The organism is Cupriavidus sp. YR651 (assembly GCF_900101625.1).
GTDB lineage: Bacteria > Pseudomonadota > Gammaproteobacteria > Burkholderiales > Burkholderiaceae > Cupriavidus.
The window spans coordinates 1227642-1253035 of the sequence record NZ_FMYZ01000001.1; the positions used below are offsets into that span (position 1 = coordinate 1227642).

Genomic DNA, 25394 nt, shown 5'->3' on the forward strand with positions numbered 1-25394 from the left:
ACTCGCGCATCCGACGCCAGCAAAAACAAACGCCGCCCTCGGGCGGCGTTTTGCATGGCGGAACGATACCCCATCCATACCATTACGCCGGGTGCAACCACCGCCGCAGCAGCATGCGCAGGTTGGCGGGATCCACCGGCTTGGGAAGCACGAAGTAGCCCGCCTCCTCCGCAGCGTTCAATGCGGCGGATTTCAGGTCGCCCGTCAGCAACGCGCTGCGTGCCTGCGGCTGCGTGGTCTGCCATCGTTCCAGCAAGTCCAGGCCATTTTCGCTGCCGGGCAGCCGCAGATCGCAGAAGATGATGTCCGGTTTCAAGCCTTTGGCAAACAGGGCGTCGGCGTCGGCGCCATGCGCGGCACAAGCGACGCGAATCCCCCACGCCTCCATCAGCGCAATCCACGCCTTGCGGATCTGGCTGTCGTCATCGACGACCAGCACCGTACCGCGCAAGCGCTCCGGCTTGGCTTCCGCCGCCTGCGCATTGGCCCGCATCGCCCGCACGCTCGCCACGGTCTCGGCCGGCACCGGCGCCAGCGCGAACCAGAATACCGAACCCTTGCCGGGCACCGAGCGCACGCCGTACGTACCGCGCATCAGTCGGACGCATTCCTTGAAGATGGCCAACCCGAGGCCCAGTCCCTGCGACGGATCGCGCTGCGGGTTATGAACCTGGTAATACGGCGAGAAAATGTCCGGCAGATGTTCGGGTGTAATGCCCGCGCCGGTATCCCACACCTCCAGCCGGATATGTTTGCGACGCTGGCGCGCGGTCACCAGGATTCCGCCGCGTTTGGTGTATCGCAGCGCGTTCTGCACCAGGTTGAACAGCGCGCGCCGCAGCAGTACCGGCTCGGCCATGGCATAAAGTTCGTCCGGCACGCGCGGATTCAGCGACAGCCCGCTTTCGCGCGCATCGGCGGCAAACTGGCTCATGACATCGTTGATCAGCGCCCCCAGCTCGCACGGCTCGAGCGTCGGCAAGACCTTGCGGCCTTCGAGCTTCGACAGGTCCAGCAGCGATCGGAACAGCAGGTCGATGGTCTGGGTGCCGGCGGCCACCTGCTCCACCAGCGGATGCAGGGAACTCGACTGGTTGCGCGCACGCAACGCTTCCACCAGCATCACCAGCGCGTGAACCGGCTGCCGCAGGTCGTGGCTGGCCGCCGCCAGGAAGCGGGATTTCTCCTCGCTCGCATGCAACGCCCGTTCTTTTTCTTCCTGGAACTGCTTGGCGAGCCGCCGGCTGCCGCTTTCCAGCTGGATAGCGCGCACCAGCGTCTGCTGCAAGTTGAGCGCGTGGCGCGCCAGCATCAGCGCGTAGACGGCCAGCAACAACTGGACATAGCCGCCGTGTCCCGGGAAAGCGAAATCGGCCAGCAACACATTGGGCACGAGGATCGGCACGCCGGCAAAGACCAGGTTCGATGGCACCGGCGACTGCGAGGTCGCCCCGCCCGCCAGCACGCCCAGTGTCAGCAGGTAGAGCACGCTGGAAAACACCACCGAGCTCGTGTACAGGTGCAGCAGCGCCGAACTGCCCCAGGTCAGCCCGGTCAGGAACGCGATGGCGCGCATGTTGTTCCACCACTTGCGCGTGTGCGCCGAGCGGCTCATTTTGCCGCTGTCACGCTGGTAGCCGAGGTAGAACCAGGTGCCTCCGGCAGTCAGTGCCAGCATGATGGCGCACCAGATGACCAGCGCGACGTGGCTGGCCTCGTTCCAGAAGGCGGCAGCCGTCAACGCCGGCAGCAGGACCGATGCGGCAATACCCGTCGGAGATACCCGGTGGACGGTGGCCAGCAGCTTGGCCCGTGTCTCGGTGTCGAGTTGTGGCCCGGGTGGGGGCAGCAATTTGTTGAGCAGCGCGTTCAAGTGTGGCCCAGGCAAGGAAGGCGAAGACATTGGCTGCAAGACGGCGCCGTGGCCGGAGGCCTGCATGAGGCGGTCGTTGCAGGGATCGCGCGGTTGTGATCTGAGTCGCGCATATCATGCCGCCTTTTGCGGCGCCGCGCCACGCCCCGGCAGCCGAATTCCGCACAAATCGGCCAGTTGTGGGCAGGCCGCATCCCCGGCGGGCACGCGCCTGCCGCCAACAGGGGAGAAGCCGGGTCATTCGCCTTATAATGCTCCCTTTACCCAAATCGCATTTTTCGCCGTCCTCGTGAAAGTCTTCCGCGGCTTGCCCAACGCCGAGAGCCGGGCGCCCTGCGCGCTCACCATCGGCAATTTCGACGGTGTGCATCGCGGCCACCAGTCGTTGCTCGCACGCGCCCGCGCGGCCGCGGATGCCCGCGGCCTGCCGTTATGCGTGATGACCTTTGAGCCCCACCCGCGGGAATTCTTCGCGCCGGAGCACGCCCCCACCCGCATCGCCCTGCTGCGCGACAAGCTGGACGCCCTGCGCCGCAATGGTGTGGATCGCGTGGTGGTGGAGCATTTCAACGCCCATTTCGCCGCACAGTCTCCGCAAGCCTTCGTGGAAAACGTGCTCTGGCATGGCCTGCACACGCGCTGGTTGCTGGTGGGCGATGACTTCCGCTTTGGCGCCAAACGCGCCGGTGACTTCAATTACCTGCGGGAAGCGGGCCGCCAGTACGGATTCGACGTCGAGCAAATGGGCTCCGTCTCCGAGGGCGGCATCCGGATTTCCAGCTCGGCCGTGCGCCAGGCGCTGGCCGGTGGCGACCTCGAACACGCGCGCCGGCTGCTGGGCCACGGCTATGCCATCAGCGGCCACGTGATCCACGGCCGCAAGCTGGGCCGGGACCTCGGCTTTCCCACGCTGAACCTGAAGATTTCGCACAAGCGTCCCGCCGTCAACGGCATTTTCGTCGTGCAGGTGCACGGTCTTGCCGACCACCCGCTCCCCGGCGTGGCCAGCATTGGCGTGCGCCCGACCGTGGAAGACGCGGGCCGCGTGCTGCTGGAAGTCCACCTGTTCGACTTCAACGAAAACCTGTACGGCAAGCTGGTGCGGGTGGAATTCATGAAGAAGCTGCGCGACGAGGAACGCTTCGACACCCTTGACGCGCTGACGGCCGCCATCGCGAAGGACACCCTCGACGCTCGCGCGTTCTTTGGCCTGACCGCGCCCGACGCCGCCGCAGGCCGGCGCGACTTCGCCACTTCCGCCACCGACCGAATTAGCTAGCGGCCGGCAGCGCTGCGCACCGCAGCTGCCGGGACCCGCCCTGCCTGACCTCACTGACACGCGCACGGCGGTCATCCGACCGACGCGCCCGACTGAATTGCCCCGAGAATTGACATGTCCGACGACAAACGCGCCAAGCCCGAGAAAAGCAAGTACCCGGTCAACCTGCTGGATACCCCGTTCCCCATGCGTGGCGACCTGCCCAAGCGCGAGCCGCTGTGGGTCAGGCAATGGCAAGACAAGCAGCTCTACAAGAAGATCCGCGCGGCGCGCAAGGGCGCGAAGAAATTCGTGCTGCATGACGGCCCTCCGTACGCCAACGGCGACATCCACATCGGCCATGCCGTCAACAAGGTCCTGAAGGACATGATCGTGAAGGCCCGTGGTCTGACCGGCCTGGACGCGGTCTACGTGCCGGGCTGGGACTGCCACGGCATGCCGATCGAGATCCAGATCGAAAAGCAGTTCGGCAAGGGCTTGCCCGTCCAGGAAGTCCAGTCCAAGGCGCGCACCTATGCCACCGAGCAGATCGCCCGCCAGAAGAAGGATTTCGAGCGCCTGGGCGTGCTGGGCGACTGGGACAACCCGTACCTGACCATGAACTACAGCAACGAAGCCGACGAGCTGCGTGCGCTGGGCAAGATCATGGAAAAGGGCTACGTCTTCCGCGGCCTGAAACCCGTGAACTGGTGCTTCGACTGCGGATCGGCGCTCGCCGAGGCCGAGGTCGAGTACAAGGACAAGACTGATTTGTCGATCGACGTGGGCTTCCCGTTCGCGGAGGCCGACAAGCTCGCTCACGCCTTCCACGTGCCGCTGGCACAGTTGCAAGGCAAGCCCGGCTGGGTCGTGATCTGGACCACCACGCCGTGGACGATCCCGTCCAACCAGGCGCTGAACATGCACCCGGAAGTGGAATACGCGCTGGTGGACACCCCGCGCGGCTTCCTGATCCTGGCGAAGGATCGCGTCGAGGAACAGCTCAAGACCTACGCGCTGCAGGGCCAGGTCGTGGCCACCGCACGTGGCGACGCCCTGTCGGAAATCCGCTTCCATCATCCGCTGGCCAAGATGGATGCCGGCTATGCGCGTACCGCGCCGGTCTACCTGGGCGACTATGTGACCACCGACACGGGTACCGGCATCGTCCACTCGGCACCGGCCTACGGCGTGGAAGACTTCCAGTCGTGCAAGGCGCACGGCATGCCCGATTCGGAAATCATCAGCCCGGTGATGGGCGATGGCGTCTACGCCAGCACGTTGCCGCTGTTCGGCGGCCTGTCGATCTGGGATGCCAATCCGAAGATCGTCGACGTGCTGCGCGAATCCGGCAACCTGTTCAACTCGCACAAGTACGAGCACAGCTACATGCACTGCTGGCGTCACAAGACGCCGATCATCTACCGGGCCACGTCGCAATGGTTCGCGGGGATGGACGTGGATCCGGTGGACAACGGCCCGACCCTGCGCGAGACCGCGCTGGCCGGCATCGAGGCCACCGAGTTCTTCCCGGCCTGGGGCAAGCAGCGCCTGCACAACATGATCGCCAACCGCCCGGACTGGACGCTGTCCCGCCAGCGCCAGTGGGGCGTGCCGATGGCCTTCTTCCTGCACAAGGAAACCGGCGCGCTGCACCCGCGCACGCCGGAATTGCTGGAAGAAATCGCCAGGCGCGTCGAGCAGCATGGCATCGAGGCCTGGCAGACGCTGGATCCGAAGGAACTGCTCGGCGAGGAAGCCGCGCTGTATGAAAAGAACCGCGACACGCTGGACGTGTGGTTCGACTCCGGTACCACGCACTGGACCGTGATCCGTGGATCCCACCGTGAAGATCTCTACGATCCTTCCGCCGACGAGCCGGACGGTCGCCTGGCCGACCTGTACCTGGAAGGCTCGGACCAGCATCGCGGCTGGTTCCATTCGTCGCTGCTGACCGCGTCGATGCTGTATGGCAAGCCGCCGTACAAGGCGCTGCTGACCCACGGCTTCACCGTGGACGGCGAAGGCCGCAAGATGTCGAAGTCGGTCGGCAACACGGTGTCTCCGCAGGATGTCGCCAACAAGATGGGTGCCGAAATCATCCGCCTGTGGGTGGCCTCGACGGACTACTCGGGCGAACTGTCGATCTCTGACGAAATCCTGAAGCGCGTGGTGGAGGGCTACCGCCGCATCCGCAACACGCTGCGCTTCCTGCTGGCCAACCTGACCGACTACGATCACGGCAAGCACGCGCTGCCGCCATCGGAATGGCTGGAGATCGACCGCTACGCCGTGGCCCTGACGGACCGGCTGCAGAAGGAAGTGCTGTCGCACTATCAGTCGTACGAATTCCACCCGGTGGTCGCCAAGCTGCAGACGTTCTGCTCCGAAGACCTGGGCGGCTTCTACCTGGACGTGCTGAAGGACCGCCTGTACACCACGGCACCGGACTCGAAGGCCCGCCGCGCCGCGCAGAACGCGCTGTACCACATCACGCAGGCGATGCTGCACTGGATGGCACCATTCCTGTCGTTCACGGCCGAGGAAGCGTGGCAGATCTTCGCGCACGGCACGGAACACAAGGACACCATCTTCACCAGCACCTACTACGATGTGCCGGCCATCGACGACGCCGATACGCTGATGCAGAAGTGGCACGATATCCGTGACGTGCGCGCGGAGGTCACCAAGCAACTCGAAGCGGTGCGTGTGGAAGGCGAGATCGGCTCGTCGCTGCAGGCCGAGGTCACCATCGCGGCCGGCGGCCCGGTACTGGCCGCCTTGCAGAGCCTGCACGACGACTTGCGCTTCGTGCTGCTGACGTCGGCGGCCAAGGTCGCGGCCGCGCCGGAAGGCGGGGACCTGATGGTCACGGTGACGCCGTCCGCGCACGCCAAGTGCGAACGCTGCTGGCACTACCGCGCCGACGTTGGCCACAACCCGGAACATCCCACCCTTTGCGGCCGCTGCGACAGCAATCTGTTCGGCGCCGGTGAACACAGGAGCCACGCCTGATGGCATCGTCTTCCACCCGCCCGGCGCGATCGACGCCCGCCCGCAGCAAGAGCAAAGGCAGCAGCAACGTTACCCCGTGGCTGTGGATGGCCTTTGCGCTGCTGGTGGTGATGATCGACCAGTTCTTCAAGGTCGTGATCACGCGATCGTTCCAGTATGGCGAGTCGCGTCCCGTGACCCGCTTCTTCAACCTGGTGCTGGTCTATAACAAGGGGGCCGCGTTCAGCTTCCTGGCCGATGCCGGCGGCTGGCAGCGATGGTTCTTCACGCTGCTGGGCGTGGTGGTCGGTGCGTTCATCGTCTGGCTGCTGTATCGCCACACGGGCCAGAAGCTGTTTTGCCTGGCGGTATCGCTGATCCTTGGCGGCGCCGTCGGCAACGTGGTGGATCGCATCATCCACGGCCACGTGATCGATTTCCTGGACTTCCACCTGCGCAACACGCACTTCCCCGCGTTCAACGTGGCGGATTGCGCGATCACGGTGGGCGCCGTATTGCTGATCGTGGACGAACTGCGGCGCGTGCGCAGGCACTGAAGCAGCACTGAGGCGACACTGCGGCGGCACTGCGCCGCCAGCCCGCCAGACGCCGGGCCACGCTCCTTGTGGCCCGGACCTCCCCCCCCGATTGCCGCCTTCGGCACGTCCGCCGTCCCGGCGGTATCATGCGAAACCCCCGTTTTCAGAAGAGTCCTCCCATGGATTTGAGCGGCAAGCACATCGTCCTTGGCCTGACCGGCGGCATCGCCTGCTACAAGTCGGCCGAGCTGGTCCGGCTGCTCACCAAGGCCGGCGCCACCGTGCAGGTGGCGATGACCGAGGCGGCGACCCACTTCATCACGCCCGTGACCATGCAGGCGCTGTCCGGACGACCCGTGTTCCTGTCGCAGTGGGATGCCCGCATCGACAACAACATGGCGCATATCGACCTCTCGCGCGAGGCCGACGCCATCCTCATCGCCCCCGCCTCCACCGACTTCCTGGCCAGGCTGGCCAACGGTCTCTGCGACGACCTGCTGACCACGCTGTGCATCGCGCGCGAATGCCCGCTGCTGGTGGCACCGGCCATGAATCGCCAGATGTGGGCCGCCGCGCCCACGCAACGCAATGCGGCACAGTTGCGTGCCGATGGCGTAGCGATTCTCGGCCCGGGCACCGGCGACCAGGCCTGCGGCGAAATCGGCGATGGCCGGATGCTGGAGCCGGAAGAAATCGTCGAGGACCTGATTGCGTTCTTCCTGCCCAAGCCACTGGCCGGCAAACGCGTGCTGATCACCGCCGGCCCGACGTTCGAGGCCATCGACCCGGTACGCGGCATCACCAACCTGTCATCAGGCAAGATGGGCTTTTCGATTGCCCGCGCGGCCCGCGAGGCCGGCGCCGAGGTGCTGCTGGTGGCGGGCCCCACCGCACTGGACACGCCACGCGGCGTGGTCCGCACCGACGTGCGCAGCGCCCAGCAGATGCACGACACCGTGATGGCCCAGTTGCGCGACGTGGATGTTTTTGTCGCCGTGGCAGCCGTCGCCGACTGGCGTCCCGCCGAGGTGGCCGGACAAAAGCTCAAGAAAGCCAACGACACCGACACCCCGACACTGCAGTTCGTGCAAAACCCGGACATCCTGGCCACGGTGGCGGCGCGCGCCCATGCGCCGTATTGCGTCGGTTTTGCCGCCGAGAGCGAGAACCTGGAGCAGTACGGCGAGCAGAAGCGTCAACGCAAGGGCGTGCCGCTGCTGGTCGGCAATATCGGCCACCACACGTTCGGCATGGACGACAACGAGATCGTGCTGTTCGATGCCAACGGCATGACGCGCCTGCCCCGGGCGGACAAGCTTTCGCTCGCTCGCCAGTTGGTAGCGGCCATCGGCCAGCGCCTGCCGCGCAAGCCGGTCTGAGCCGGGCACCTTTCCAACTTCATCTGTTTCATCGCGCGCGTCGCTGCGCGTTTCACTGGGCCTATCGTCGCCATGTCTGAGAATCGTCCGAAGCTGCGCCTCTCGGTGCTGGATCAGAGCCCGGTCATCGCCGGCCACACTGCCCGCGATGCGCTGGCGGCTACCGTCGACCTGGCGCAGCTTGCCGATGACCTCGGCTACACGCGCTACTGGTGCGCCGAACACCACGGCCTGCACGGCGTCTGCAACCCGGCGCCCGAGGTCATGCTCGCCCGCCTGGGCAGCGTCACAAAACGTATCCGGATCGGTTCGGGCGGTGTGATGCTGCCCTACTACAGCCCGTTCAAGGTGGCCGAGCAATTCCGCATGCTCGAAGGCCTGTTCCCGAACCGGATCGACCTGGGCGTGGGCCGCGCGCCGGGCGGCGACATGCGCACCGCGCAGGCCGTGGCGATGGGCCTGTACAACCGTGGCGACCAGTTTCCGCAGCAGGTGCAGGATCTGGTCTGGCTGCTGCGCGGCGAGGTACCCCCCGACCACCTTGCCGAAGGCGTGCTGCTGCAGCCGGCCATCGATACCCGGCCGGAACTCTGGGTGCTGGGATCGAGCGACTTCGGCGGCGCGCTGGCGGCCCGCCTCGGCCTGCGCTTCGCCTTCGCCCACTTCATCAATGCGCAAGGCGGCCATGCGGTGGCCCAGCAGTACCGGGAGGAATTCGAACCCGGCTACGAGGACCAGCCGTATAGCGCGGCCGCGATTTTCGTGATTTGCGCGGATACCGACGAGGAAGCCGAGGCGCTGGAACGCGCCGTCGACGTGCGGCGGCTGCAGATGGCCTATGGCGTCAACGCGCCGATCCCGTCGCTGGCGCAGGCCGCCGACTTCACGCCCACCGAGCGCGACCGCATGATCATCGAACGCGAGCGGCCCCGCACGATCTGCGGCACGCCGGAGCGCGTGGCCGCGCGGATGATGGCGCTGCGCGAGCGCTTTGCCGCCGATGAGCTGGTGGTGCTGAGCGTGGCCGCGTCGTACCAGGCGCGCCTGCGCACCTACCAGTTGCTGGCGGAAGCGTTCGAGCTCTCCCCGGGCGCCTGAGCGCCGCGGGCTGCCGACGCGGTAAGATGCCGCCTTTGTCAGATTTTTGCAGGAAACCGAACCCATGACCGCTCCCCTGAACCCGTCCGTCGAGATCAAGGTGCTGGACGCCCGCCTGAACGATTGGGGCCTGCCCGCCTACCAGAGCGACATGGCCGCGGCCATCGACCTGCACGCCTGCGTGGACGGCCCCGTGACAATCGAGGCCGGCACGCCCGCGCAACTGGTGCCGGCAGGCATCGCCGTGCACATGGGCAATCCGTACATGGCGGCAACGATCGTGCCGCGCTCGGGCCTGGGTCACAAGAAGGGCCTGGTGCTGGGCAATTCGATTGGTGTCATCGATGCCGATTACCAGGGTCAGATCATGGTCAGCGTGTGGAATCGCAATGCCGCCGGCTCCGAGCCGATCGTGATCCAGCCCGGCGAGCGTATCGCGCAGATGATGTTCGTGCCGGTGCTGCGCCCGGTGTTCACCACCGTCACCGAGTTCTCGGAAGATTCCGCCCGCGGTGCTGGCGGCTTTGGCTCGACCGGCGTCGCCCACGTGAAGGCGGGCTAAGAGGTCGAACTGCCTCCCGAACGCTCAGGCTGCTTGCTCGAAGATCAGCGCCACGCCGTTGGCGCTGTCGGCGGGAACCAGTGACGTGGCTGGCGTCAGGTCGATCGACTGCGCCTGGTTCGCCGCCCAGTGAGCGCGTGCTTTCGCCAGGTCACTGGTGCGTAGCCGGATGGCCGCATAGCCGGGCGCCACGCGGCGGATCTGGGGCACACCGGTCGCAGACGCCAGCGCCTGCGGCGTGGCAATCACCAGCGCCGCGCCGTCGATCGCGACGCTGGCGATTTGGTCACCGGCTTGCGCCGGTGGCGCCGGCATCGTCAGTGCCCCGCCGGTCATCTCGGCATAGGCCTTTGCGGCTGCCTCCACCTGCCCTGCCTCCACCACCAGATACATTGCCGCGATGGCATTGGCGCCGTTGGCGTGCGTCATCCATTCGGGACGCCACAACAGTTCGGGCGTCCGGTGCTCGCAGACGAAATAGCGGGCACCGGGGGCGTCATCCAGCGCCGTGACGCGGAATGTGGCCGGCTGCTCACTGCCATCGTCGAGCCGGACGGGCCGAGAGAATTCGATCGGGTCCGAAGTCTTGTAGCCAGCCGCGCGCAGGCGGTCAGCCGTGGCAAATGCGTCACGGCTCTTGCATGACGTGGCCGCGCACCCGCCGCCCCGCTGCTGGGCGTCCCAGTAATACTGGCGGCTGGGGCTGGGCGCCGTGACGTGCAGGAGCTCCAGGTAGTCGCGCGCCAGCATGATGCAGTGGTTCTGCGACCCGAGCGTGTGATACCCGCGCGGCGTCAGCGTAAAACCCAGCGCACGCCAGTTGCCCGCGGCGGCGTCCAGATCGCCGCAGACCACCACGGCGTGGTCAAACGGTTCCAATGGCTGATGCATGGCTTAGTCGAACTGGATGTTGGCCTTGCGGGCAACCGCCTGCCATTTGTCGTGTTCGTGCCGCACCAGGTTGCCAAGTTCCGTCGGCGTGCCGACGGCGATCTCAAACCCCTGCGCCGACAGCGCCTCCACCACCTTGGGCTGGCGAATCGAACCGGCCAGCGCGTCATGCAGGCGGGCAACGGTCTCTTGCGGCATGCCGGCCGGGCCGAACACACCGATCCACGAATAGGCCTCGAAGCCCTTGAAGCCCTGCTCGGCCACGGTCGGCACTTGCGGCATCTGCTTGATCCGGTTGGTACCCGTCACGCCGAGCACCTTGATGGTCTTGGCCGCGATGTGGGCCTGGACGGCCGCGAAGCTGCTGAAGAACAGGTCGACCTCACCGGCCAGCACGGCCTGCACGGCCGGGCCGCCGCCCTTGTAGGGTACGTGGAGGAAATGCACGCCGGCCTCGGTGGCCAGCGCCTCGGCGGCCAGCTGGTTCAGGCTGCCGATGCCCGAAGACGCGTAGCGCACGCCGTTCGGCTTGGCACGGGCCAGCTCGATCAGCTCCCTGACGTTCGACGCGGGCAGCGCAGGATTCGCCGCGATCACCAGGGGAAAACGCACCAACTGGGTAATCGGCGTGAAGTCCTTGAAAGTGTCGTAGGGCAGATTCTTGTATGCAAACGGGTTGATCGCGTGGGTATCAAACGCCATCAGCAGCGTATTGCCGTCCGGCTTGGCGCGGGCCACCACATTGCTGGCGATCAGTCCGCCCGCGCCGGGCTTGTTATCCACCACCACGGTCTGCCCGAGGCCCGCTTTCAGGCCCGGCTGCAACTGGCGCGCCACGATGTCCACGCTGCCACCAGGCGGAAACGGCAACACCATCGAGATCGGACGGCCGCCGGCAGCGGTCTCGGCTTGGGCGAAGGAAGCAAGCGACGCCAGTGAGGCGGGCATGACACCCATCGGCAGCGACTTGAGCAGCATGCGGCGCAGCCGCGTGCGTTCGGCAGAAGACATCAGGGACTCGGGCTGGGCGGCCAGGCGACCGCGGTACAAAAAAGAAAAAGGCGGCATGATGCCGCCCTGTATTTTGCCCGATGATCGCCCACGTTGCAGGCGAAGGCGCCGCTGATCGCCCAGAAGTGAAACAATCGGCCGGGATCTACCCGGCCGATTGCATTTTCAACCCCGCTCATCCAGCCCCGTGCGTCAGGCTTCGGCGCGCTGTTCGCTCTCCGGGGCCTCCGGCGGTTCGGGGTCGGCCTCGGAGAAGGTCAGCTTGACCTGGTCGCTGTCGTCCAGGTCCACGGCCACCTTGCCGCCCGATACCAGCTTGCCGAACAGCAGTTCGTCGGCCAGCGCCTTGCGGATCATGTCCTGAATCAGGCGCTGCATCGGACGGGCACCCATCATCGGATCGAAGCCCTTCTTCGCCAGGAACTTGCGCAGCTTCTCGGTAAAGCTGGCTTCCACCTTCTTCTCGTGCAGCTGCTCTTCCAGCTGCATCAGGAACTTGTCCACCACGCGCAGGATGATTTCCTCGTCCAGCGAGCGGAAGCTGATGGTGGCGTCCAGGCGGTTGCGGAACTCCGGCGTGAACATGCGCTTGATGTCGGCCATCTCGTCGCCCTGCTCGCGGGCGCTGGTAAAGCCGATCGTGGCGCGGTTCATGGTCTCCGCCCCCGCGTTCGTCGTCATGATGATGATGACGTTGCGGAAGTCGGCGCGACGACCGTTGTTGTCGGTCAGCGAACCATGGTCCATCACTTGCAGCAGGATATTGAAGATATCCGGATGCGCCTTTTCGATCTCATCCAGCAGCAGCACGCAGTGCGGCTTCTTGGTGACTGCCTCGGTCAGCAGGCCGCCCTGGTCAAACCCGACATAGCCCGGCGGCGCGCCGATCAGTCGGCTGACCGCATGACGTTCCATGTATTCGGACATGTCGAAGCGCAGCAGCTCGATGCCCATGATGAACGCGAGCTGCTTGGCCACTTCGGTCTTGCCGACACCCGTCGGCCCCGAGAACAGGAACGAACCGATCGGCTTGTCCGTCTTGCCCAGCCCGGCGCGCGACATCTTGATCGCGGATGCCAGCGCCTCGATCGCCGGGTCCTGGCCGAACACCACCGATTTCAGGTCGCGTTCCAGGGTCTGCAGCTTGCTGCGGTCGTCCTGGTTGACGCTCTGCGGCGGAATGCGGGCGATGCGGGAAACGATGTCCTCGATCTCGGTCTTGCCGATGGTCTTCTTCTGCTTGGACTTCGGCAGGATGCGTTGCGCGGCGCCAGCCTCATCGATCACGTCGATGGCCTTGTCCGGCAGGTGACGGTCGGTGATGAAGCGGGCCGACAGTTCCGCGGCAGCCGTCAGCGCTGACGCTGCGTACTTGACGCCGTGGTGCTCCTCGAACCGCGACTTCAGGCCTCGCAGGATCTGGACGGTCTGGTCGACGGACGGCTCCACCACGTCGATCTTCTGGAAACGACGGGAGAGTGCCGCATCCTTTTCGAAGATGCCGCGATATTCCGTGAACGTGGTGGCACCCACGCACTTGAGCTGGCCCGACGACAGCGCCGGCTTGAGCAGGTTGCTGGCGTCCAGCGTACCGCCCGAGGCGGCGCCCGCGCCGATCAGCGTGTGGATCTCGTCGATGAACAGGATCGCGTTGGGATTGTCCTTGAGGGACTTCAGAACGCCCTTCAGGCGCTGCTCGAAATCGCCACGATACTTGGTGCCGGCCAGCAGCGCGCCCATGTCGAGCGAGTAGACGACCGCCTTTTCCAGGATGTCGGGCACTTCGTTCTTGGTGATGCGCCATGCCAGACCTTCGGCGATGGCGGTCTTGCCCACGCCGGCTTCGCCCACCAGCAGCGGGTTGTTCTTGCGCCGGCGGCAGAGCACCTGCACCACGCGCTCGACTTCGCTCTCGCGGCCGATCAGCGGATCGATCTTGCCGGCCTTGGCCAGCGAGTTCAGGTTCTGGGTGTACTGCTCGAGCGGGCTTTCCTTGCCGTCGCCGCCCTCGCCTTCGGCATTGCCCTCACCATGCTTGGCCGGCTCCGCCTGGTCCTTGCGGATACCGTGGCTGATGAAATTGACGACATCCAGGCGCGTCACACCCTGCTGCTGCAGGTAGTAGACGGCATGGGAGTCCTTCTCGCCGAAGATCGCCACCAGGACGTTGGCGCCGGTGACTTCCTTCTTGCCGTTGGACGTGGATTGCACATGCATGATCGCGCGCTGGATCACACGCTGGAAACCCAGCGTAGGTTGCGTGTCCACCTCGTCCGTGCCGGGTACGACCGGCGTGTTGTCGGCAATGAAGTTCTTCAGGCTGGTGCGCAAGTCCTCGATGTTGGCCGCGCAAGCGCGCAGCACTTCGGCAGCCGTGGGGTTGTCGAGCAACGCCAGCAGCAGGTGTTCCACGGTAATGAACTCGTGGCGCGCCTGGCGGGCTTCGACAAAAGCCATATGAAGGCTCACTTCCAATTCTTGCGCAATCATGCTTCCTCCATCACGCACTGCAACGGGTGCCCCGCCTGCCGCGCATGGGTTGATACAAGCTCGACCTTGGTCGCCGCGATATCTCTCGTATAGATACCACAGACGCCCTTGCCTTCCCGGTGAACGGTCAGCATGATCTGCGTCGCCGTTTCCCGGTCCCTGCTGAAATACTGCTGCAGGATCATCACGACGAACTCCATCGGAGTGTAGTCGTCGTTGAGGAGGACCACCTTGTACATCGCAGGCGGCTTGAGCTGCTGCTCTTTCCGCTCGATGACAGTGCCTGCCTCGCGTTGTGGGGTATTCGCCAGCCGTGTCGCCATGGCTTTATTCTAACTCTTACTCGCAAGTCTGCAATTTGGGGAAATGGGCACGTATTCAAGGCCCCACTCATCGGAAAATTCTTACGTGCCCAGCCGCACAGAGGGCGTTAGGCGCACGTTGCTGGTGCATGGATCCTGACCTGACATGCCGGCTTTGGTGCCCACCACCGGTGCCCGCGAACGCGAATCCACCATCCCGCCAAAGGTACCATTCCACGCCGTTTCAATCCCACCACACCCTACGCCGAGTGGGGAATCTGCCAGCTTGACAGTATGTTGGTTTGACAGAAAAATCGGTCGCACATCCAGGCCCGGCCAGCGAGCCAAGCGAATAAGGCCGGCCAGGATGATTCCGTGAGCAGGGAGGCCCACGACCGGCGTCGGCAAACCGTTTTCCGCCAATTGACCTGGCGGTTTCAGGCGGATTGCCCCGCGAATTCCATTCAGCGACGCATTCTGGTCCGCCGGATCCGACAGGACCGGTCCGGCATGCGCGCCGACGTGTCATTCGGCTGGCCATCGGTTTCCCCGCTTGAAATCAGCTTTTTCGTTGGGGGAGTTTATGGCAAGCGGTATCGTCAAATGGTTCAATGACGCCAAGGGTTTCGGCTTTATCAAGCCGGACGATGGCGAGGAAGAACTGTTTGCGCACTTTTCGGCAATCCAGATGGCGGGCTTCAAGACGCTGAAGGAAGGCCAGCGCGTCGTGTTCGAAGTGGTTCAGGGCCCCAAGGGCAAGCAAGCCACCAACATCCAGGACGCCGCACAGTAAAAGAGCGCCGCGACCGCACCGGACGCAGAGCCGCGGCGGTCACCAGGATGCGAGGGGGGCACTGTCCCCCGGAACGGGATCCTGTGTCACGACATGGCAATGCCTGCCGGGACACGCTGCAAGGCGGTACGCTACGCATCCGACAAGACGCCCGGTGATGAGCCGGGCGTCTTGCTTTGGGGCTGTCCATGCCGTTCGCGCGATTTGTGCGACCCGACCGACCGGTCGGCCGGTTGATTCCCCCACGCTGCATCTCCCTCATTCGGACCAGCCGTCGATCTTCAGCCCGCTGGCCTTTTCGGCCTCCTCGCGACTGAGCTTCCGCACCGACTGGCCGAAGCTCCAGACGTGCCCCTCCGGATCCCGGGCGGCATAGACCCTGTCCCCATAAAACTGGTCCTCCGGCTCCCTGACGATGGTCGCGCCGGCCGCCCGGGCGCGCTCGCAATGCGCGTCCAGCCCATCCGACATATGAACATGGACGGACTGCGTGTTCTTGCCGCCTAGCGACGCCGGGCTGGCCGTGTACTCCGCCCACTCGCTGCCGACCATCAGATAGCTGTCGCGGAAGCGCATTTCCGAATGAACAAGCTTGCCGTCCTGATCCGAGATCACCATCACGCGTCGGAAGCCGAACGCACGTTCGAGCCAGTCCAGCGCGGCCACCGGATCCTTGTAATAGACCGCGGCCCCGAAAGCCGTGCGTCGGAAGGGGTCTTCCATGTGAGCCTCCTCATCTATCAGCCAATCCTGATGTTGTAGTGGATGGCTTCGCATGCCGCCAGCGCCTCGGTTCAGAGGCGCTGCATCGGCAGCTGTCACGAAGGGAAAGGAGTTCAGGAGTTCGGATGGTCGACAGGGCGTCTGGGTGTCTGGGCGTCTGGCAACAAAAAACCCCGGAGGCCGTCTGACCGCCCGGGGTTTCGCGCAGCAGGCCGAATGCAGCCTGAGAGCCCGTTACATGTTGTCGACCATCACCTGGCCGAAGCCCGAGCACGATACCTGCGTCGCGCCTTCCAGCAGGCGGGCAAAGTCGTACGTAACCTTCTTCGACAGGATCGACTTCTCCATCGACGAAATGATCAGGTCCGCTGCTTCGGTCCAGCCCATGTGGCGCAACATCATTTCGGCCGACAGGATTTCCGAACCCGGATTCACATAGTCCTTGCCCGCGTACTTCGGCGCCGTACCGTGCGTGGCTTCGAACATCGCCACCGAATCCGACATGTTCGCACCCGGGGCGATGCCGATGCCGCCCACCTGCGCGGCCAGTGCGTCCGAAACGTAGTCGCCATTCAGGTTCAGCGTGGCAATCACCGAATACTCGGCCGGGCGCAGCAGGATCTGCTGCAGGAACGCGTCGGCGATGGCGTCCTTGATGACGATGTCCTTGCCGGTCTTCGGGTTCTTGAACTTGCACCACGGGCCGCCGTCCACCAGCGCGGCTCCGAATTCCTTCTGCGCCAGCTCGTAGCCCCAGTCACGGAAGCCACCTTCGGTGAACTTCATGATGTTGCCCTTGTGCACCAGCGTCACCGACGGCTTGTCGTTGTCGATCGCATACTGGATGGCCTTGCGCACCAGGCGCTGGGTGCCCTGCTTCGACACCGGCTTGACGCCAATCCCCGAAGTCTCCGGGAAGCGGATCTTCTTCACGCCCATTTCGTTCTGCAGGAAGGCAATCAGCTTCTTCGCGCCCTCGCTCTCGGCTTCCCATTCGATACCGGCATAAATGTCCTCCGAGTTCTCACGGAAGATCACCATGTCGGTCTTTTCCGGCTCGCGCACAGGCGACGGCACGCCCTTGAAATAGCGTACCGGGCGCAGGCAAACGTAGAGGTCAAGCTGCTGGCGCAGCGCGACATTCAGAGAGCGGATGCCGCCACCGACCGGCGTGGTCAGCGGGCCCTTGATCGACACCACGTATTCCTTGAGCACGTCCAGCGTTTCGTCCGGCAGCCAGACGTCCGGGCCGTACACCCGGGTGGACTTCTCGCCCGCATAAATCTCCATCCAGGCGATCTTGCGCTTGCCGGCGTAGGCCTTTTCCACGGCCGCGTCCACGACCTTGATCATCACCGGCGTGATATCGAGACCGGTGCCGTCACCTTCGATATAGGGGATGATGGGATTGTCCGGCACGTTGAGCGAGTAATCGGCATTCACCGTAATCTTCTCGCCTGCCGGGACCTTGATGTGCTGGTACATGGACGTCTCCACTACGGAACGGGGTTGTGACGGTCGCCAGGCATGTGGTCCGGCAACGCGATGCAAAGGGGCCGCGAGGCATTGTAACGGGCGTTCTCGGTTCGGCCCGTGACTCACCATGTCGCGCCGCACCACAGATGATCGACTATGAGTCTTATATAAGACATAAGACTAATCTCATATTATGCAGCAATCTGCGATCGTCCGCCAACTTGACGGGTTGGGGCATACTTCGCGCCCATGACGCTGATCACCCTCAACAAACCCTTCAACACAATGAGCCAGTTCTCGGCGCACCCCACGCGGCCGACCCTGGCCGATTGCGTGTCCGTGCCGGACGTCTACCCGGCGGGGCGACTCGATGCCGACAGCGAAGGTTTGCTGCTGCTGACCGATGACGGCGCACTACAGGCGCGCATCGCCGATCCGCTCCACAAGCTCGTCAAGACCTACCTCGCACAGGTGGAAGGCGTGCCGGACGCTGCCGCGCTGGCGCAGTTGCGCACGGGGGTGGACCTGGGCGATTTCCGCACGTTACCTGCGGCGGCTCGCGTGGTCGATGAACCGGCATGGCTGTGGCCGCGCCACCCGCCGATTCGCTACCGCGCAGCCATTCCCACGTCGTGGGTGGAACTGCAGATTCGCGAAGGCAAGAATCGACAGGTTCGTCGCATGACCGCTGCCGTCGGTTTCCCCACCTTGCGGCTGATACGCGTGGCGATCGGTAATCTGTCGCTGCCAGCGCTGGGGCTGGAGCCGGGCCAATGGTGCGAAATCGATCCGGGCGTGGTGGGGCTACCCAGCCCGACCGCTCGCCCGCCCGCGACGATGGCGCGCAGCCCGGGCACGAGAAAGCCGGCTGTGAAACGAGCGGAAAAACAGGGGGGCAATCGGGGGAACAAACAGGTGGATACACAGACGGCGCAACGGCCGGCAGCACCGGTAAGACGCCGTTACAAATCCTGACAACTCCGACGTCAACGCCCCGCTCGGACATCCCGTTTTTGTGGCTGACACGTCAATACGCGTCAACTCTCCAAATACTGGACAAATATCCTCGAGGTACTCGCAATGAAAAAACTGATCGCTGCCCTGGTTGTTGGCCTGTTCGCTACCGGCGCTTTCGCCCAGGCTTCGGCTCCTGCTGCTGACGCCGCCGCGCCGGCCGCCAAGGAAGCTGCGAAGCCCGCGAAGACCAGCAAGAAGCACAGCAAGAAGCACGCCTCCAAGAAGGCGGCAGCTTCGGCTCCGGCCGCGCAGTAAGGCGGCAGCGCGACGGGCGCCGGCGACATGCCGGGGCCGTTTGCGCATCAAAGGCAGGTTCGCCCCGTGCGACCTGCCTTTTTTCATGCGCGCACGCTTTTGACGGGCTGCGCTATGCTCTCGCCTGCGGTTGAACCTCCAACTCCAGTCCTTCGCCATGCACCCTGTGCTTAAAATCCTCGTGGCCGTCGGCGCCACCGTCCTGACGACCCTTGCGCAGGCGCAGTCCGCGCTGCCCGTCGTCTCGCTGACAGCCGGCATGTACGCCATCAAGGCAGAAGTCGCGGCCTCTCCGGAAGCGCGCGAGCGCGGCCTGATGTACCGGCAGTCGATGCCCGCCAATACCGGCATGCTGTTCGTGTTCGAGGAAAAGGCCGGCCACTGCTTCTGGATGAAGAATACGAACCTGCCGCTCTCCATCGCCTTCCTGGCCGATGACGGCAGCATCGTGAACATCGAGGACATGGCACCGCAGACCGAGGACAACCACTGCCCGCGCGCGGCCGTGCGCTATGCGCTGGAGATGAACAAGGGGTGGTTCGCGCAGAAGGGCATCAAGCCTGGCGCAAAGATTGGCGGCCTGCCGCAGTCGAGGCCCGCGCAGTAAGACAGGACGGCGCGGCGGGTTGGCCGCGCCCTGACGACTGGCCTGCGAGGCTCAGTCGCGGAAGTTGTTGAAGTCCAGCGGGGCCTCGGAAACGTCCTTGCGCAGCAGCGCGATCACGGATTGCAGGTCATCGCGCTTGGTGCCGGACACGCGCACAGCGTCGCCCTGGATGCTGGCCTGGACCTTGATCTTGCTGTCCTTGATCATGCGCACGATCTTCTTGGCCAGGTCACCGGTCACGCCTTTCTTGATCGTGATGACCTGCTTGACCTTGTCGCCGCTGATCTTGTCGGTCTTGCCGTAGTCCAGGAAGCGCACGTCCACGTTGCGCTTGGCCATCTTGTTGATCAGCACATCCTTGACTTGATCGAGCTTGAAGTCATCGTCGGCAAACGCGGTCAGTTCGTTTTCCTTGTGTTCGACCCGGGCGTCCGAGCCCTTGAAGTCGAAGCGCGTGGAAATTTCCTTGTTGGATTGCTCCACGGCATTCTTCACTTCGACCATGTTTGCTTCGCACACTACGTCAAACGACGGCATTTCGATTCTCCTGGTGTTGCGCATCCGCCGGCTGTTGCGGCGGATTGTCCATAACGGTTACGTATAATCGGGCCTACCCGCAGTCTAGGTCGCCCGCCGTGGCGGCCAGAATCCCTTCCTTGCATGGCAGATTTCCACGAATTCTATCCCCTGCGTCGACACAATACATTCGGTTTCGACGTACGCGCGCGGCTGGCCGCCCACATCCGCAGCGAGTCAGACCTCGTCGCCGCGCTGGCGGACCCGCGCGCCAGCACGCTGCCAGTGGTGGTGCTGGGCGGCGGTAGCAATGTGGTGCTGACCGGCGACCTGGACGCGCTGGTGCTCCTGATGGAGATCCCCGGCTACGAAGTGACGGAAACCCTGGCGGATGACGCCACGGACAAGCATGCCAGCTGGCGGGTTACCGTGGGCGCCGGCGAGAACTGGCATGCCTTGGTCGGGCGGACCATCGCAGACGGCCTGCCCGGCCTCGAGAACCTCGCCCTGATCCCCGGCACCGCTGGCGCGGCCCCGATCCAGAACATCGGCGCCTATGGCGTGGAGTTGCGCGAGCGATTCGCCGGCCTGCGGGCCTATGACCGCCAGACTGGCGATTTCGTGACGCTGGACCTGGAGCAGTGTGCCTTTGGCTACCGGGACAGCCTGTTCAAGCGCGCCGGGCGCGACCGCTACATCATCACCGCCGTCACATTGCGTCTGCCCAAAGCGTGGCAGCCAGTGCTGAACTACGGCGAGCTGGCGCGCGAGCTGGAAGGCGTCGATTCGCCCGGCGCATCGCAAATCCGCGACGCCGTGATTGCCGTCCGTTCGCGGAAGCTGCCCGATCCCGCACAGGTGGGCAACGCCGGCAGCTTCTTCAAGAATCCCGTGGTCGATGCGGCCACGCGCGACGCGCTGCTGGCCGCGCATCCGACGCTGGTCAGCTACCCGCAGCCCGACGGCGGCTACAAGCTGGCGGCGGGCTGGCTGATCGATCAATGCGGGTTCAAGGGGCTCGACGACGGCCCGGTGGGCGTCTATGGCAAGCAGGCGCTGGTGCTGGTGCACCACGGCGGCGGCACGGGCGCCACGTTGCTGAAACTGGCGGACCGTATCGCGGATACGGTCCAGGCACGCTTTGGCGTACGGATCGAGCCGGAGCCCGTCATTCTGTAGGCGACGTTTGCTTCGGACGGAATCAGCCGAAGTGGCAGACGTAGTCCAGCGTCTCGGTCACTTCGATGTCGAACTTGCTGTTGCCCGGCACGCTGAACTGCTGACCGGCGCCATACGTCTTCCACTCTTCCGAGCCGGCCAGGCGCACGCGGCAGCTGCCTGCGTTGACTTCCATGATCTCCGGCGCGCCGGTGCCGAAGGTCAGCGTCGCCGGGAAAATCACACCCAGCGTCTTGCGGGTGCCATCCGGAAACAGCACCGTGTGGCTCACGCACTTGCCGTCGAAGTACAGGTTGGCCTTCTTGACGACGGACACGTTGTCGAACTGACTCATTCTCACTCTCCTCGGATCTTTCGGTTTCGATAGACGTAGAAAAGGGGCCATGGCGGCCCCTTCGATCGGCTCACGCCGGCACGTTCAGTAACGGCCGCAGAGCAGGTATTCCATCAGTGCTTTCTGGACGTGCAGGCGGTTTTCCGCCTCTTCCCACACCACGCTGCGCGGGCCGTCGATCACGGCCGCTTCCACTTCCTCGCCGCGGTGCGCCGGCAGGCAGTGCATGAACAGCGCATCGGCGGCAGCACGATCCATCATCGCGGTAGTCACCATCCAGTCCTTGAACGCGCGCTTGCGCGCCTCGTTCTCGGCTTCGAAGCCCATGCTGGTCCAGACGTCGGTCGTCACCAGGTGCGCACCCAGGCAAGCGTCGAGCGGGTTGTCGAACACCTTGACCCGGCTGGCAGCGGAGGCCGGCACCATCGCCGGATCGAGCTGGTAGCCCGCGGGCGCCGAGAAATGGAACGTGAAGTCCAGGCGTTCCGCAGCCTGAATCCACGTATAGGCCATGTTATTGGCATCGCCGATCCACGCCACCGTCTTGCCGGCAATGCTGCCGCGCTGCTCGATGTACGTGAAGATGTCGGCCAGCACCTGGCACGGGTGGTATTCGTTGGTCAGCCCGTTGATGACCGGCACGCGCGAATGGGCCGCAAAGCGTTCCAGGATGTCCTGACCGAACGTGCGGATCATGATGATGTCCACCATCCGGGAGATCACCTGCGCGGCGTCCTCGATCGGCTCGCCACGGCCGAGTTGCGAATCGCGCGTGTTCAGGAACACGGCGTGGCCGCCCAACTGGTGGATGCCGGCTTCGAACGACAGGCGCGTACGCGTGGAATTCTTCTCGAAGATCATGGCCAGCGTGCGGTCATGCAACGGGTGCCATGTCTCGTAGTTCTTGAACTTGGCCTTGAGGATCCGCGCGCGGTCCAGCAGGTACTCGTACTCGTCGGCACTAAGGTCGCTGAACTGGAGGTAATGCTTGATCGGGGTTGAGCTCATAAAACAAAGAAGGCGACTCGCTGGGGACTCGCGGCCCGGATGCCTGGGGAGGTCATGCCGGAGGGCCGGAGCGTTTCGCGGAGCCGCCTTTCGCGTCGCTTACGCAATGTAATTGCAAGAATCATAAGGGATTATTCCAGCTTTGGCGAGCCCGGGCCGACCCGGCCCTGGCGGCCAATGACAGGTTTCCGACAGGATTCGCCCCTATGCGCAAGTCTTATATAAGATATAATACTGGCTGATTCACGCGGGGCCCGGCATACCCATGCCACCGCCCGCCGCCGGCATCAAAAGTGCCCCCGCCGACACCGACGCCCCGCTTTCCCGTCTGGATGAGCGCGAACCAATCGCCCTCCGGCCGCGTCAAACGGGCGCCCGTCCGGCGGGTTTACCGTCGAGTCACCAGCCTGATCCCCGCAGTCCCATGACCACCCCCAACGTTCGCGAATACTTCATCCAAGGCATTACCAAGGAAGGCAAGACCTTCCGACCGAGCGACTGGGCTGAACGGCTGTGCGGCGTGATGGCGCAATTCCGTCCCGAGGGCGATACCGGGGATCCCCGCCTGACCTACTCGCCGTACGTGCGGCCGGTCATCGTTGCCGGGATCAAGAACGTGGTGGTCGATACGCGGCTGCGCGCCATCGAGCCCAAGGCGCTCGACTTCGTCCTGAATTTCGCCCGCGACAATAACCTGCAGGTGGTGGAAGCCTGCTCGCTGGGCGACTGACCGGCGCAGCGACGTCCGGGAGGATGCCCGGGCAACAGGGCGGGAGAGAAGCAGGGACCAGGGATCACGCCACGGAACGACACACCAGGCAGATCCGGTCGCCGGAAAACAAAAAAGCTCGTCGCGATGACGAGCTTTTTTCATGCCGGGGTCGAAACCCCGACCGTACCGCTGGGCCGCCGTGGCGACCCGGGCAGCTATCAGACGGCCATGGCCTTGATAGCAGCCGACAGGCGCGACTTGTGACGTGCAGCCTTGTTCTTGTGCACGATCTTCTTGTCGGCGATGCTGTCGATCACGGTTTGCGACTGCTTGAAGATTTCAGCAGCGGCAGCCTTGTCGCCGGCGTCGATGGCCTTGCGAACAGCCTTGACGGCGGTGCGCAGACGCGAGCGCAGGCTGGAGTTATGAGCGTTCTGGGCGACGGCTTGACGCGCGCGCTTGCGAGCTTGTGCGGAATTTGCCATGTAGATATCTTCCTGAATTCAGAATGCGCGCCCGGGGACGCAATAATTTGGGACGCAACAATTAAGTCACATCGTGCGACCCGGGATGCTCTGACACACGAATCCGGAACGCGACTGTCCTTGCGAATCGGCGATTATACACACACGCTGCACGCGTAGGCAAGGATGATCCGTGCCTGCCGCGCGACGGGCGTGGTGGGCGGGCCGATCCGTATAATAGGCGCCACATTCCCGGCCGGGCGTGGCGTTGCGGCAACTTTACGGCCCAATGCACGTCTGAAATGCGGTCGCCGGCCGGTCGTTCCGGTGGCCCGGCCCCACGCACCCCTTCCCGATTCATCTTGAACCTGCTCAAAGCGCTTGCCACTATCAGCAGCCTGACGATGCTCTCGCGCATCACAGGGCTGGTGCGCGAAATCCTGATTGCCCGGGCGTTCGGCGCCTCGGACATGACCGACGCCTTCAACGTGGCGTTCCGCATTCCCAACCTGCTGCGCCGCGTGTTCGCCGAAGGCGCCTTCTCGCAGGCATTCGTGCCCATCCTGAACGAGTACCACGGCAAGCGCGGGCCCGACGAGACCCGGCACCTGGTGGACGCCGTGGCCACGGTGATGACCTGGGTGCTGATGGGCGTGTCGCTGCTGGGCGTGATCGCCGCGCCGCTTGTGATGACCGTGGTGGCCACCGGTTTCCGGGGCGATTCCGAAACGTACGACGCCGCCGTCTTCATGACGCGCGTGATGTTTCCGTACATCGGCCTGATCTCGCTGGTCGCCCTGGCGTCCGGCATTCTCAATACGTGGCGCAATTTCGCCGTGCCTGCGTTCACGCCGGTACTGCTGAACCTGTGCCTGATCATTGCCGCACTGTTTGTCGGCCCGCACATGAGCCAGCCAATTTACGCGCAGGCGTGGGGCGTGCTGGCGGGCGGCGTGCTGCAACTGGCGATCCAGGTTCCCGCGCTGCGCAAGCTCGGCGTGATGCCCCGCGTGTCCATCAACCTGCGCGCCGCCTGGTCTGACGCCGGCGTGCGCCGCGTGATCCGGCAGATGCTGCCGGCGCTGCTGGCGGTATCGGTGGCCCAGATCAGCCTGATCATCAACACCAATATCGCCTCGCACCTGGCCGCGGGCAGCGTCTCGTACCTGACCTATGCGGACCGGCTGATGGAATTCCCCACGGCGCTGCTGGGCGTCGCGCTGGGCACGATCCTGCTGCCCAGCTTGTCGCGCGCCAGCGCCGAGGACAATCGCGAGGAATATTCGGGGCTGCTGGACTGGGGCCTGCGCCTGACGTTCCTGCTGGCCGTGCCGTGCGCGGTGGGCCTGTTCGTCTTCGGCACGCCGCTGACCGCCGTGCTGTTCAATTACGGCAAATTCAATGCCCACGCGGTGGAGATGACGCGTCAGGCGCTGGTGTCGTACGGCGTGGGGCTGCTCGGCCTCATCCTGATCAAGATCCTGACGCCCGGCTTCTACGCCCGCCAGGACATCCGCACGCCGGTCAAGATCGCCTTGCTGGTGCTGGTCATCACGCAGGCGTCTAACTATGTCTTCGTGCCGATCTTCGGCCATGCGGGACTGGCGCTGTCGATCAGCTTTGGCGCCACGGTCAACGCCCTGCTGCTGTTCTTCGGCCTGCGCCGCCGCGGCTTCTACCGGCCCGCGCCGGGCTGGGGCCTGTTCCTGGCAAGACTGCTGGCGGCCGTGCTGCTTCTGGCCGGCATGCTGCTCTGGTTTGCCCGCAACTTCGACTGGGTCGGCATGGGCGCCACGCCAGCGCTGCGGATCGCGCTGATGGCCTCGTGCCTGGTACTTGCGGCGGTGGTCTACTTCGGTACACTGTGGCTCATGGGCCTGCGCTATGCAGCCTTCCGGCGTCGCGCCGGCTAG

Annotated in this window: 24 protein-coding genes; 13 read left to right on the plus strand and 11 right to left on the minus strand. The window is 64.6% G+C overall.

Annotated features, from left to right (window positions below; all coding sequences use genetic code 11):
* Positions 1–82: 82 nt before the first annotated feature.
* Entirely contained in the window at positions 83–1903 is a 1821-nt protein-coding gene (locus BLR29_RS05530) for an ATP-binding response regulator (protein ID WP_092135492.1), read from the minus strand.
* Between the two features lie 259 nt (positions 1904–2162).
* On the opposite strand from BLR29_RS05530, the gene BLR29_RS05535 reads away from it, so the two are divergent.
* The 6 genes from BLR29_RS05535 to dut all read left to right on the plus strand — a co-directional run bounded on the left by BLR29_RS05535 (position 2163) and on the right by dut (position 9703).
* On the plus strand, positions 2163–3152 hold the full coding sequence (locus BLR29_RS05535; RefSeq protein WP_092135176.1) for a bifunctional riboflavin kinase/FAD synthetase: 990 nt from the start codon (positions 2163–2165) through the stop codon (positions 3150–3152).
* Between the two features lie 114 nt (positions 3153–3266).
* Positions 3267–6146 (plus strand): isoleucine--tRNA ligase, encoded by a 2880-nt coding sequence (gene ileS, locus BLR29_RS05540; RefSeq protein ID WP_092135178.1) that lies wholly within the window; start codon positions 3267–3269, stop codon positions 6144–6146.
* On the plus strand, positions 6146–6682 hold the full coding sequence (lspA, locus tag BLR29_RS05545; protein WP_092135179.1) for a signal peptidase II: 537 nt from the start codon (positions 6146–6148) through the stop codon (positions 6680–6682). Before ileS ends, lspA begins: the two co-directional genes overlap by 1 nt.
* 161 nt (positions 6683–6843) lie before the next feature.
* Positions 6844–8043, plus strand: a complete 1200-nt coding sequence (coaBC, locus tag BLR29_RS05550) for a bifunctional phosphopantothenoylcysteine decarboxylase/phosphopantothenate--cysteine ligase CoaBC (RefSeq protein ID WP_092135181.1) — start codon at positions 6844–6846, stop codon at positions 8041–8043.
* Between the two features lie 72 nt (positions 8044–8115).
* Positions 8116–9141 carry an LLM class flavin-dependent oxidoreductase gene (locus BLR29_RS05555; protein WP_092135183.1) on the plus strand — a complete coding sequence of 342 codons (1026 nt, stop codon included), beginning with the start codon at positions 8116–8118 and terminating at the stop codon, positions 9139–9141.
* Between the two features lie 64 nt (positions 9142–9205).
* Positions 9206–9703: a dUTP diphosphatase gene (dut, locus tag BLR29_RS05560; RefSeq protein WP_092135184.1), complete on the plus strand. Its 498-nt coding sequence runs from the start codon at positions 9206–9208 to the stop codon at positions 9701–9703.
* A gap of 24 nt (positions 9704–9727) precedes the next feature.
* On the opposite strand, the gene BLR29_RS05565 is transcribed toward dut, so the two are convergent.
* From BLR29_RS05565 to clpS, 4 genes are all read right to left on the minus strand, one after another.
* Positions 9728–10594 (minus strand): VOC family protein, encoded by an 867-nt coding sequence (locus tag BLR29_RS05565; RefSeq protein WP_092135186.1) that lies wholly within the window; start codon positions 10592–10594, stop codon positions 9728–9730.
* A gap of 3 nt (positions 10595–10597) precedes the next feature.
* The gene (locus BLR29_RS05570; protein ID WP_092135188.1) at positions 10598–11605 is read right to left on the minus strand and encodes a Bug family tripartite tricarboxylate transporter substrate binding protein; all 1008 of its coding nucleotides are present in this window, start codon (positions 11603–11605) and stop codon (positions 10598–10600) included.
* A 192-nt stretch (positions 11606–11797) separates the two neighbouring features.
* Positions 11798–14095, minus strand: coding sequence for an ATP-dependent Clp protease ATP-binding subunit ClpA (gene clpA / locus BLR29_RS05575; protein ID WP_092135189.1), 2298 nt, complete (start codon positions 14093–14095; stop codon positions 11798–11800).
* Positions 14092–14418 (minus strand): ATP-dependent Clp protease adapter ClpS, encoded by a 327-nt coding sequence (gene clpS / locus BLR29_RS05580; RefSeq protein WP_160472928.1) that lies wholly within the window; start codon positions 14416–14418, stop codon positions 14092–14094. The genes clpA and clpS overlap by 4 nt, the downstream gene beginning before the upstream one ends.
* A 562-nt stretch (positions 14419–14980) precedes the next feature.
* On the opposite strand from clpS, the gene BLR29_RS05585 reads away from it, so the two are divergent.
* The gene (locus BLR29_RS05585; RefSeq protein WP_092135191.1) at positions 14981–15190 is read left to right on the plus strand and encodes a cold-shock protein; all 210 of its coding nucleotides are present in this window, start codon (positions 14981–14983) and stop codon (positions 15188–15190) included.
* Positions 15191–15448: 258 nt separating this feature from the next.
* Here BLR29_RS05585 and BLR29_RS05590 read toward each other — a convergent pair whose 3' ends face one another.
* Both BLR29_RS05590 and icd read right to left on the minus strand, forming a co-directional pair.
* Complete coding sequence (locus BLR29_RS05590) at positions 15449–15913, minus strand: VOC family protein (protein ID WP_092135192.1); 465 nt, start codon at positions 15911–15913, stop codon at positions 15449–15451.
* Between the two features lie 234 nt (positions 15914–16147).
* Positions 16148–17398: an NADP-dependent isocitrate dehydrogenase gene (gene icd, locus BLR29_RS05595; protein ID WP_092135194.1), complete on the minus strand. Its 1251-nt coding sequence runs from the start codon at positions 17396–17398 to the stop codon at positions 16148–16150.
* Positions 17399–17638: 240 nt separating this feature from the next.
* Here icd and BLR29_RS05600 point away from each other — a divergent pair, with 240 nt between their 5' ends.
* The 3 genes from BLR29_RS05600 (at position 17639) to BLR29_RS05610 (ending at position 19268) form a co-directional block, all read left to right on the plus strand.
* On the plus strand, positions 17639–18364 hold the full coding sequence (locus BLR29_RS05600; protein ID WP_092135196.1) for a pseudouridine synthase: 726 nt from the start codon (positions 17639–17641) through the stop codon (positions 18362–18364).
* Positions 18365–18469: 105 nt separating this feature from the next.
* Positions 18470–18661, plus strand: a complete 192-nt coding sequence (locus BLR29_RS05605; RefSeq protein ID WP_092135198.1) for a hypothetical protein — start codon at positions 18470–18472, stop codon at positions 18659–18661.
* A 157-nt stretch (positions 18662–18818) separates the two neighbouring features.
* Entirely contained in the window at positions 18819–19268 is a 450-nt protein-coding gene (locus BLR29_RS05610; RefSeq protein ID WP_092135199.1) for a DUF192 domain-containing protein, read from the plus strand.
* 51 nt (positions 19269–19319) lie between these two features.
* Here the strand turns inward: BLR29_RS05610 and BLR29_RS05615 are convergent, their stop codons facing one another.
* Positions 19320–19805 (minus strand): YajQ family cyclic di-GMP-binding protein, encoded by a 486-nt coding sequence (locus tag BLR29_RS05615; protein WP_092135201.1) that lies wholly within the window; start codon positions 19803–19805, stop codon positions 19320–19322.
* A gap of 123 nt (positions 19806–19928) precedes the next feature.
* Here BLR29_RS05615 and murB point away from each other — a divergent pair, with 123 nt between their 5' ends.
* Positions 19929–20963 carry a UDP-N-acetylmuramate dehydrogenase gene (murB, locus tag BLR29_RS05620; RefSeq protein ID WP_092135203.1) on the plus strand — a complete coding sequence of 345 codons (1035 nt, stop codon included), beginning with the start codon at positions 19929–19931 and terminating at the stop codon, positions 20961–20963.
* A 22-nt stretch (positions 20964–20985) separates the two neighbouring features.
* Here the strand turns inward: murB and BLR29_RS05625 are convergent, their stop codons facing one another.
* Complete coding sequence (locus tag BLR29_RS05625) at positions 20986–21297, minus strand: pyrimidine/purine nucleoside phosphorylase (protein WP_092135204.1); 312 nt, start codon at positions 21295–21297, stop codon at positions 20986–20988.
* Positions 21298–21381: 84 nt separating this feature from the next.
* Positions 21382–22305, minus strand: a complete 924-nt coding sequence (argF, locus tag BLR29_RS05630; protein ID WP_092135206.1) for an ornithine carbamoyltransferase — start codon at positions 22303–22305, stop codon at positions 21382–21384.
* Positions 22306–22729: 424 nt separating this feature from the next.
* On the opposite strand from argF, the gene BLR29_RS05635 reads away from it, so the two are divergent.
* On the plus strand, positions 22730–23035 hold the full coding sequence (locus BLR29_RS05635; protein WP_092135208.1) for a DUF3579 domain-containing protein: 306 nt from the start codon (positions 22730–22732) through the stop codon (positions 23033–23035).
* 200 nt (positions 23036–23235) lie between these two features.
* Here the strand turns inward: BLR29_RS05635 and rpsT are convergent, their stop codons facing one another.
* Positions 23236–23502 (minus strand): 30S ribosomal protein S20, encoded by a 267-nt coding sequence (rpsT, locus tag BLR29_RS05640; protein ID WP_092135209.1) that lies wholly within the window; start codon positions 23500–23502, stop codon positions 23236–23238.
* A 281-nt stretch (positions 23503–23783) separates the two neighbouring features.
* Between rpsT and murJ the strand changes: the two genes are divergently transcribed.
* A complete protein-coding gene (murJ, locus tag BLR29_RS05645; protein ID WP_176860874.1) occupies positions 23784–25394 on the plus strand; it encodes a murein biosynthesis integral membrane protein MurJ in 1611 nt (536 codons plus the stop codon).

Coding starts and splice junctions, on each gene's coding strand:
- BLR29_RS05530 (WP_092135492.1), bottom strand. CDS start 1,903: ATGTCTTCGCCTTCCTTGCCTGGGCCACACTTGAACGCGCTGCTCAAC.
- ileS (WP_092135178.1), top strand. CDS start 3,267: ATGTCCGACGACAAACGCGCCAAGCCCGAGAAAAGCAAGTACCCGGTC.
- lspA (WP_092135179.1), top strand. CDS start 6,146: ATGGCATCGTCTTCCACCCGCCCGGCGCGATCGACGCCCGCCCGCAGC.
- coaBC (WP_092135181.1), top strand. CDS start 6,844: ATGGATTTGAGCGGCAAGCACATCGTCCTTGGCCTGACCGGCGGCATC.
- BLR29_RS05555 (WP_092135183.1), top strand. CDS start 8,116: ATGTCTGAGAATCGTCCGAAGCTGCGCCTCTCGGTGCTGGATCAGAGC.
- dut (WP_092135184.1), top strand. CDS start 9,206: ATGACCGCTCCCCTGAACCCGTCCGTCGAGATCAAGGTGCTGGACGCC.
- BLR29_RS05565 (WP_092135186.1), bottom strand. CDS start 10,594: ATGCATCAGCCATTGGAACCGTTTGACCACGCCGTGGTGGTCTGCGGC.
- BLR29_RS05570 (WP_092135188.1), bottom strand. CDS start 11,605: ATGTCTTCTGCCGAACGCACGCGGCTGCGCCGCATGCTGCTCAAGTCG.
- clpA (WP_092135189.1), bottom strand. CDS start 14,095: ATGATTGCGCAAGAATTGGAAGTGAGCCTTCATATGGCTTTTGTCGAA.
- clpS (WP_160472928.1), bottom strand. CDS start 14,418: ATGGCGACACGGCTGGCGAATACCCCACAACGCGAGGCAGGCACTGTC.
- BLR29_RS05585 (WP_092135191.1), top strand. CDS start 14,981: ATGGCAAGCGGTATCGTCAAATGGTTCAATGACGCCAAGGGTTTCGGC.
- BLR29_RS05590 (WP_092135192.1), bottom strand. CDS start 15,913: ATGGAAGACCCCTTCCGACGCACGGCTTTCGGGGCCGCGGTCTATTAC.
- icd (WP_092135194.1), bottom strand. CDS start 17,398: ATGTACCAGCACATCAAGGTCCCGGCAGGCGAGAAGATTACGGTGAAT.
- BLR29_RS05600 (WP_092135196.1), top strand. CDS start 17,639: ATGACGCTGATCACCCTCAACAAACCCTTCAACACAATGAGCCAGTTC.
- BLR29_RS05605 (WP_092135198.1), top strand. CDS start 18,470: ATGAAAAAACTGATCGCTGCCCTGGTTGTTGGCCTGTTCGCTACCGGC.
- BLR29_RS05610 (WP_092135199.1), top strand. CDS start 18,819: ATGCACCCTGTGCTTAAAATCCTCGTGGCCGTCGGCGCCACCGTCCTG.
- BLR29_RS05615 (WP_092135201.1), bottom strand. CDS start 19,805: ATGCCGTCGTTTGACGTAGTGTGCGAAGCAAACATGGTCGAAGTGAAG.
- murB (WP_092135203.1), top strand. CDS start 19,929: ATGGCAGATTTCCACGAATTCTATCCCCTGCGTCGACACAATACATTC.
- BLR29_RS05625 (WP_092135204.1), bottom strand. CDS start 21,297: ATGAGTCAGTTCGACAACGTGTCCGTCGTCAAGAAGGCCAACCTGTAC.
- argF (WP_092135206.1), bottom strand. CDS start 22,305: ATGAGCTCAACCCCGATCAAGCATTACCTCCAGTTCAGCGACCTTAGT.
- BLR29_RS05635 (WP_092135208.1), top strand. CDS start 22,730: ATGACCACCCCCAACGTTCGCGAATACTTCATCCAAGGCATTACCAAG.
- rpsT (WP_092135209.1), bottom strand. CDS start 23,502: ATGGCAAATTCCGCACAAGCTCGCAAGCGCGCGCGTCAAGCCGTCGCC.
- murJ (WP_176860874.1), top strand. CDS start 23,784: ATGCGGTCGCCGGCCGGTCGTTCCGGTGGCCCGGCCCCACGCACCCCT.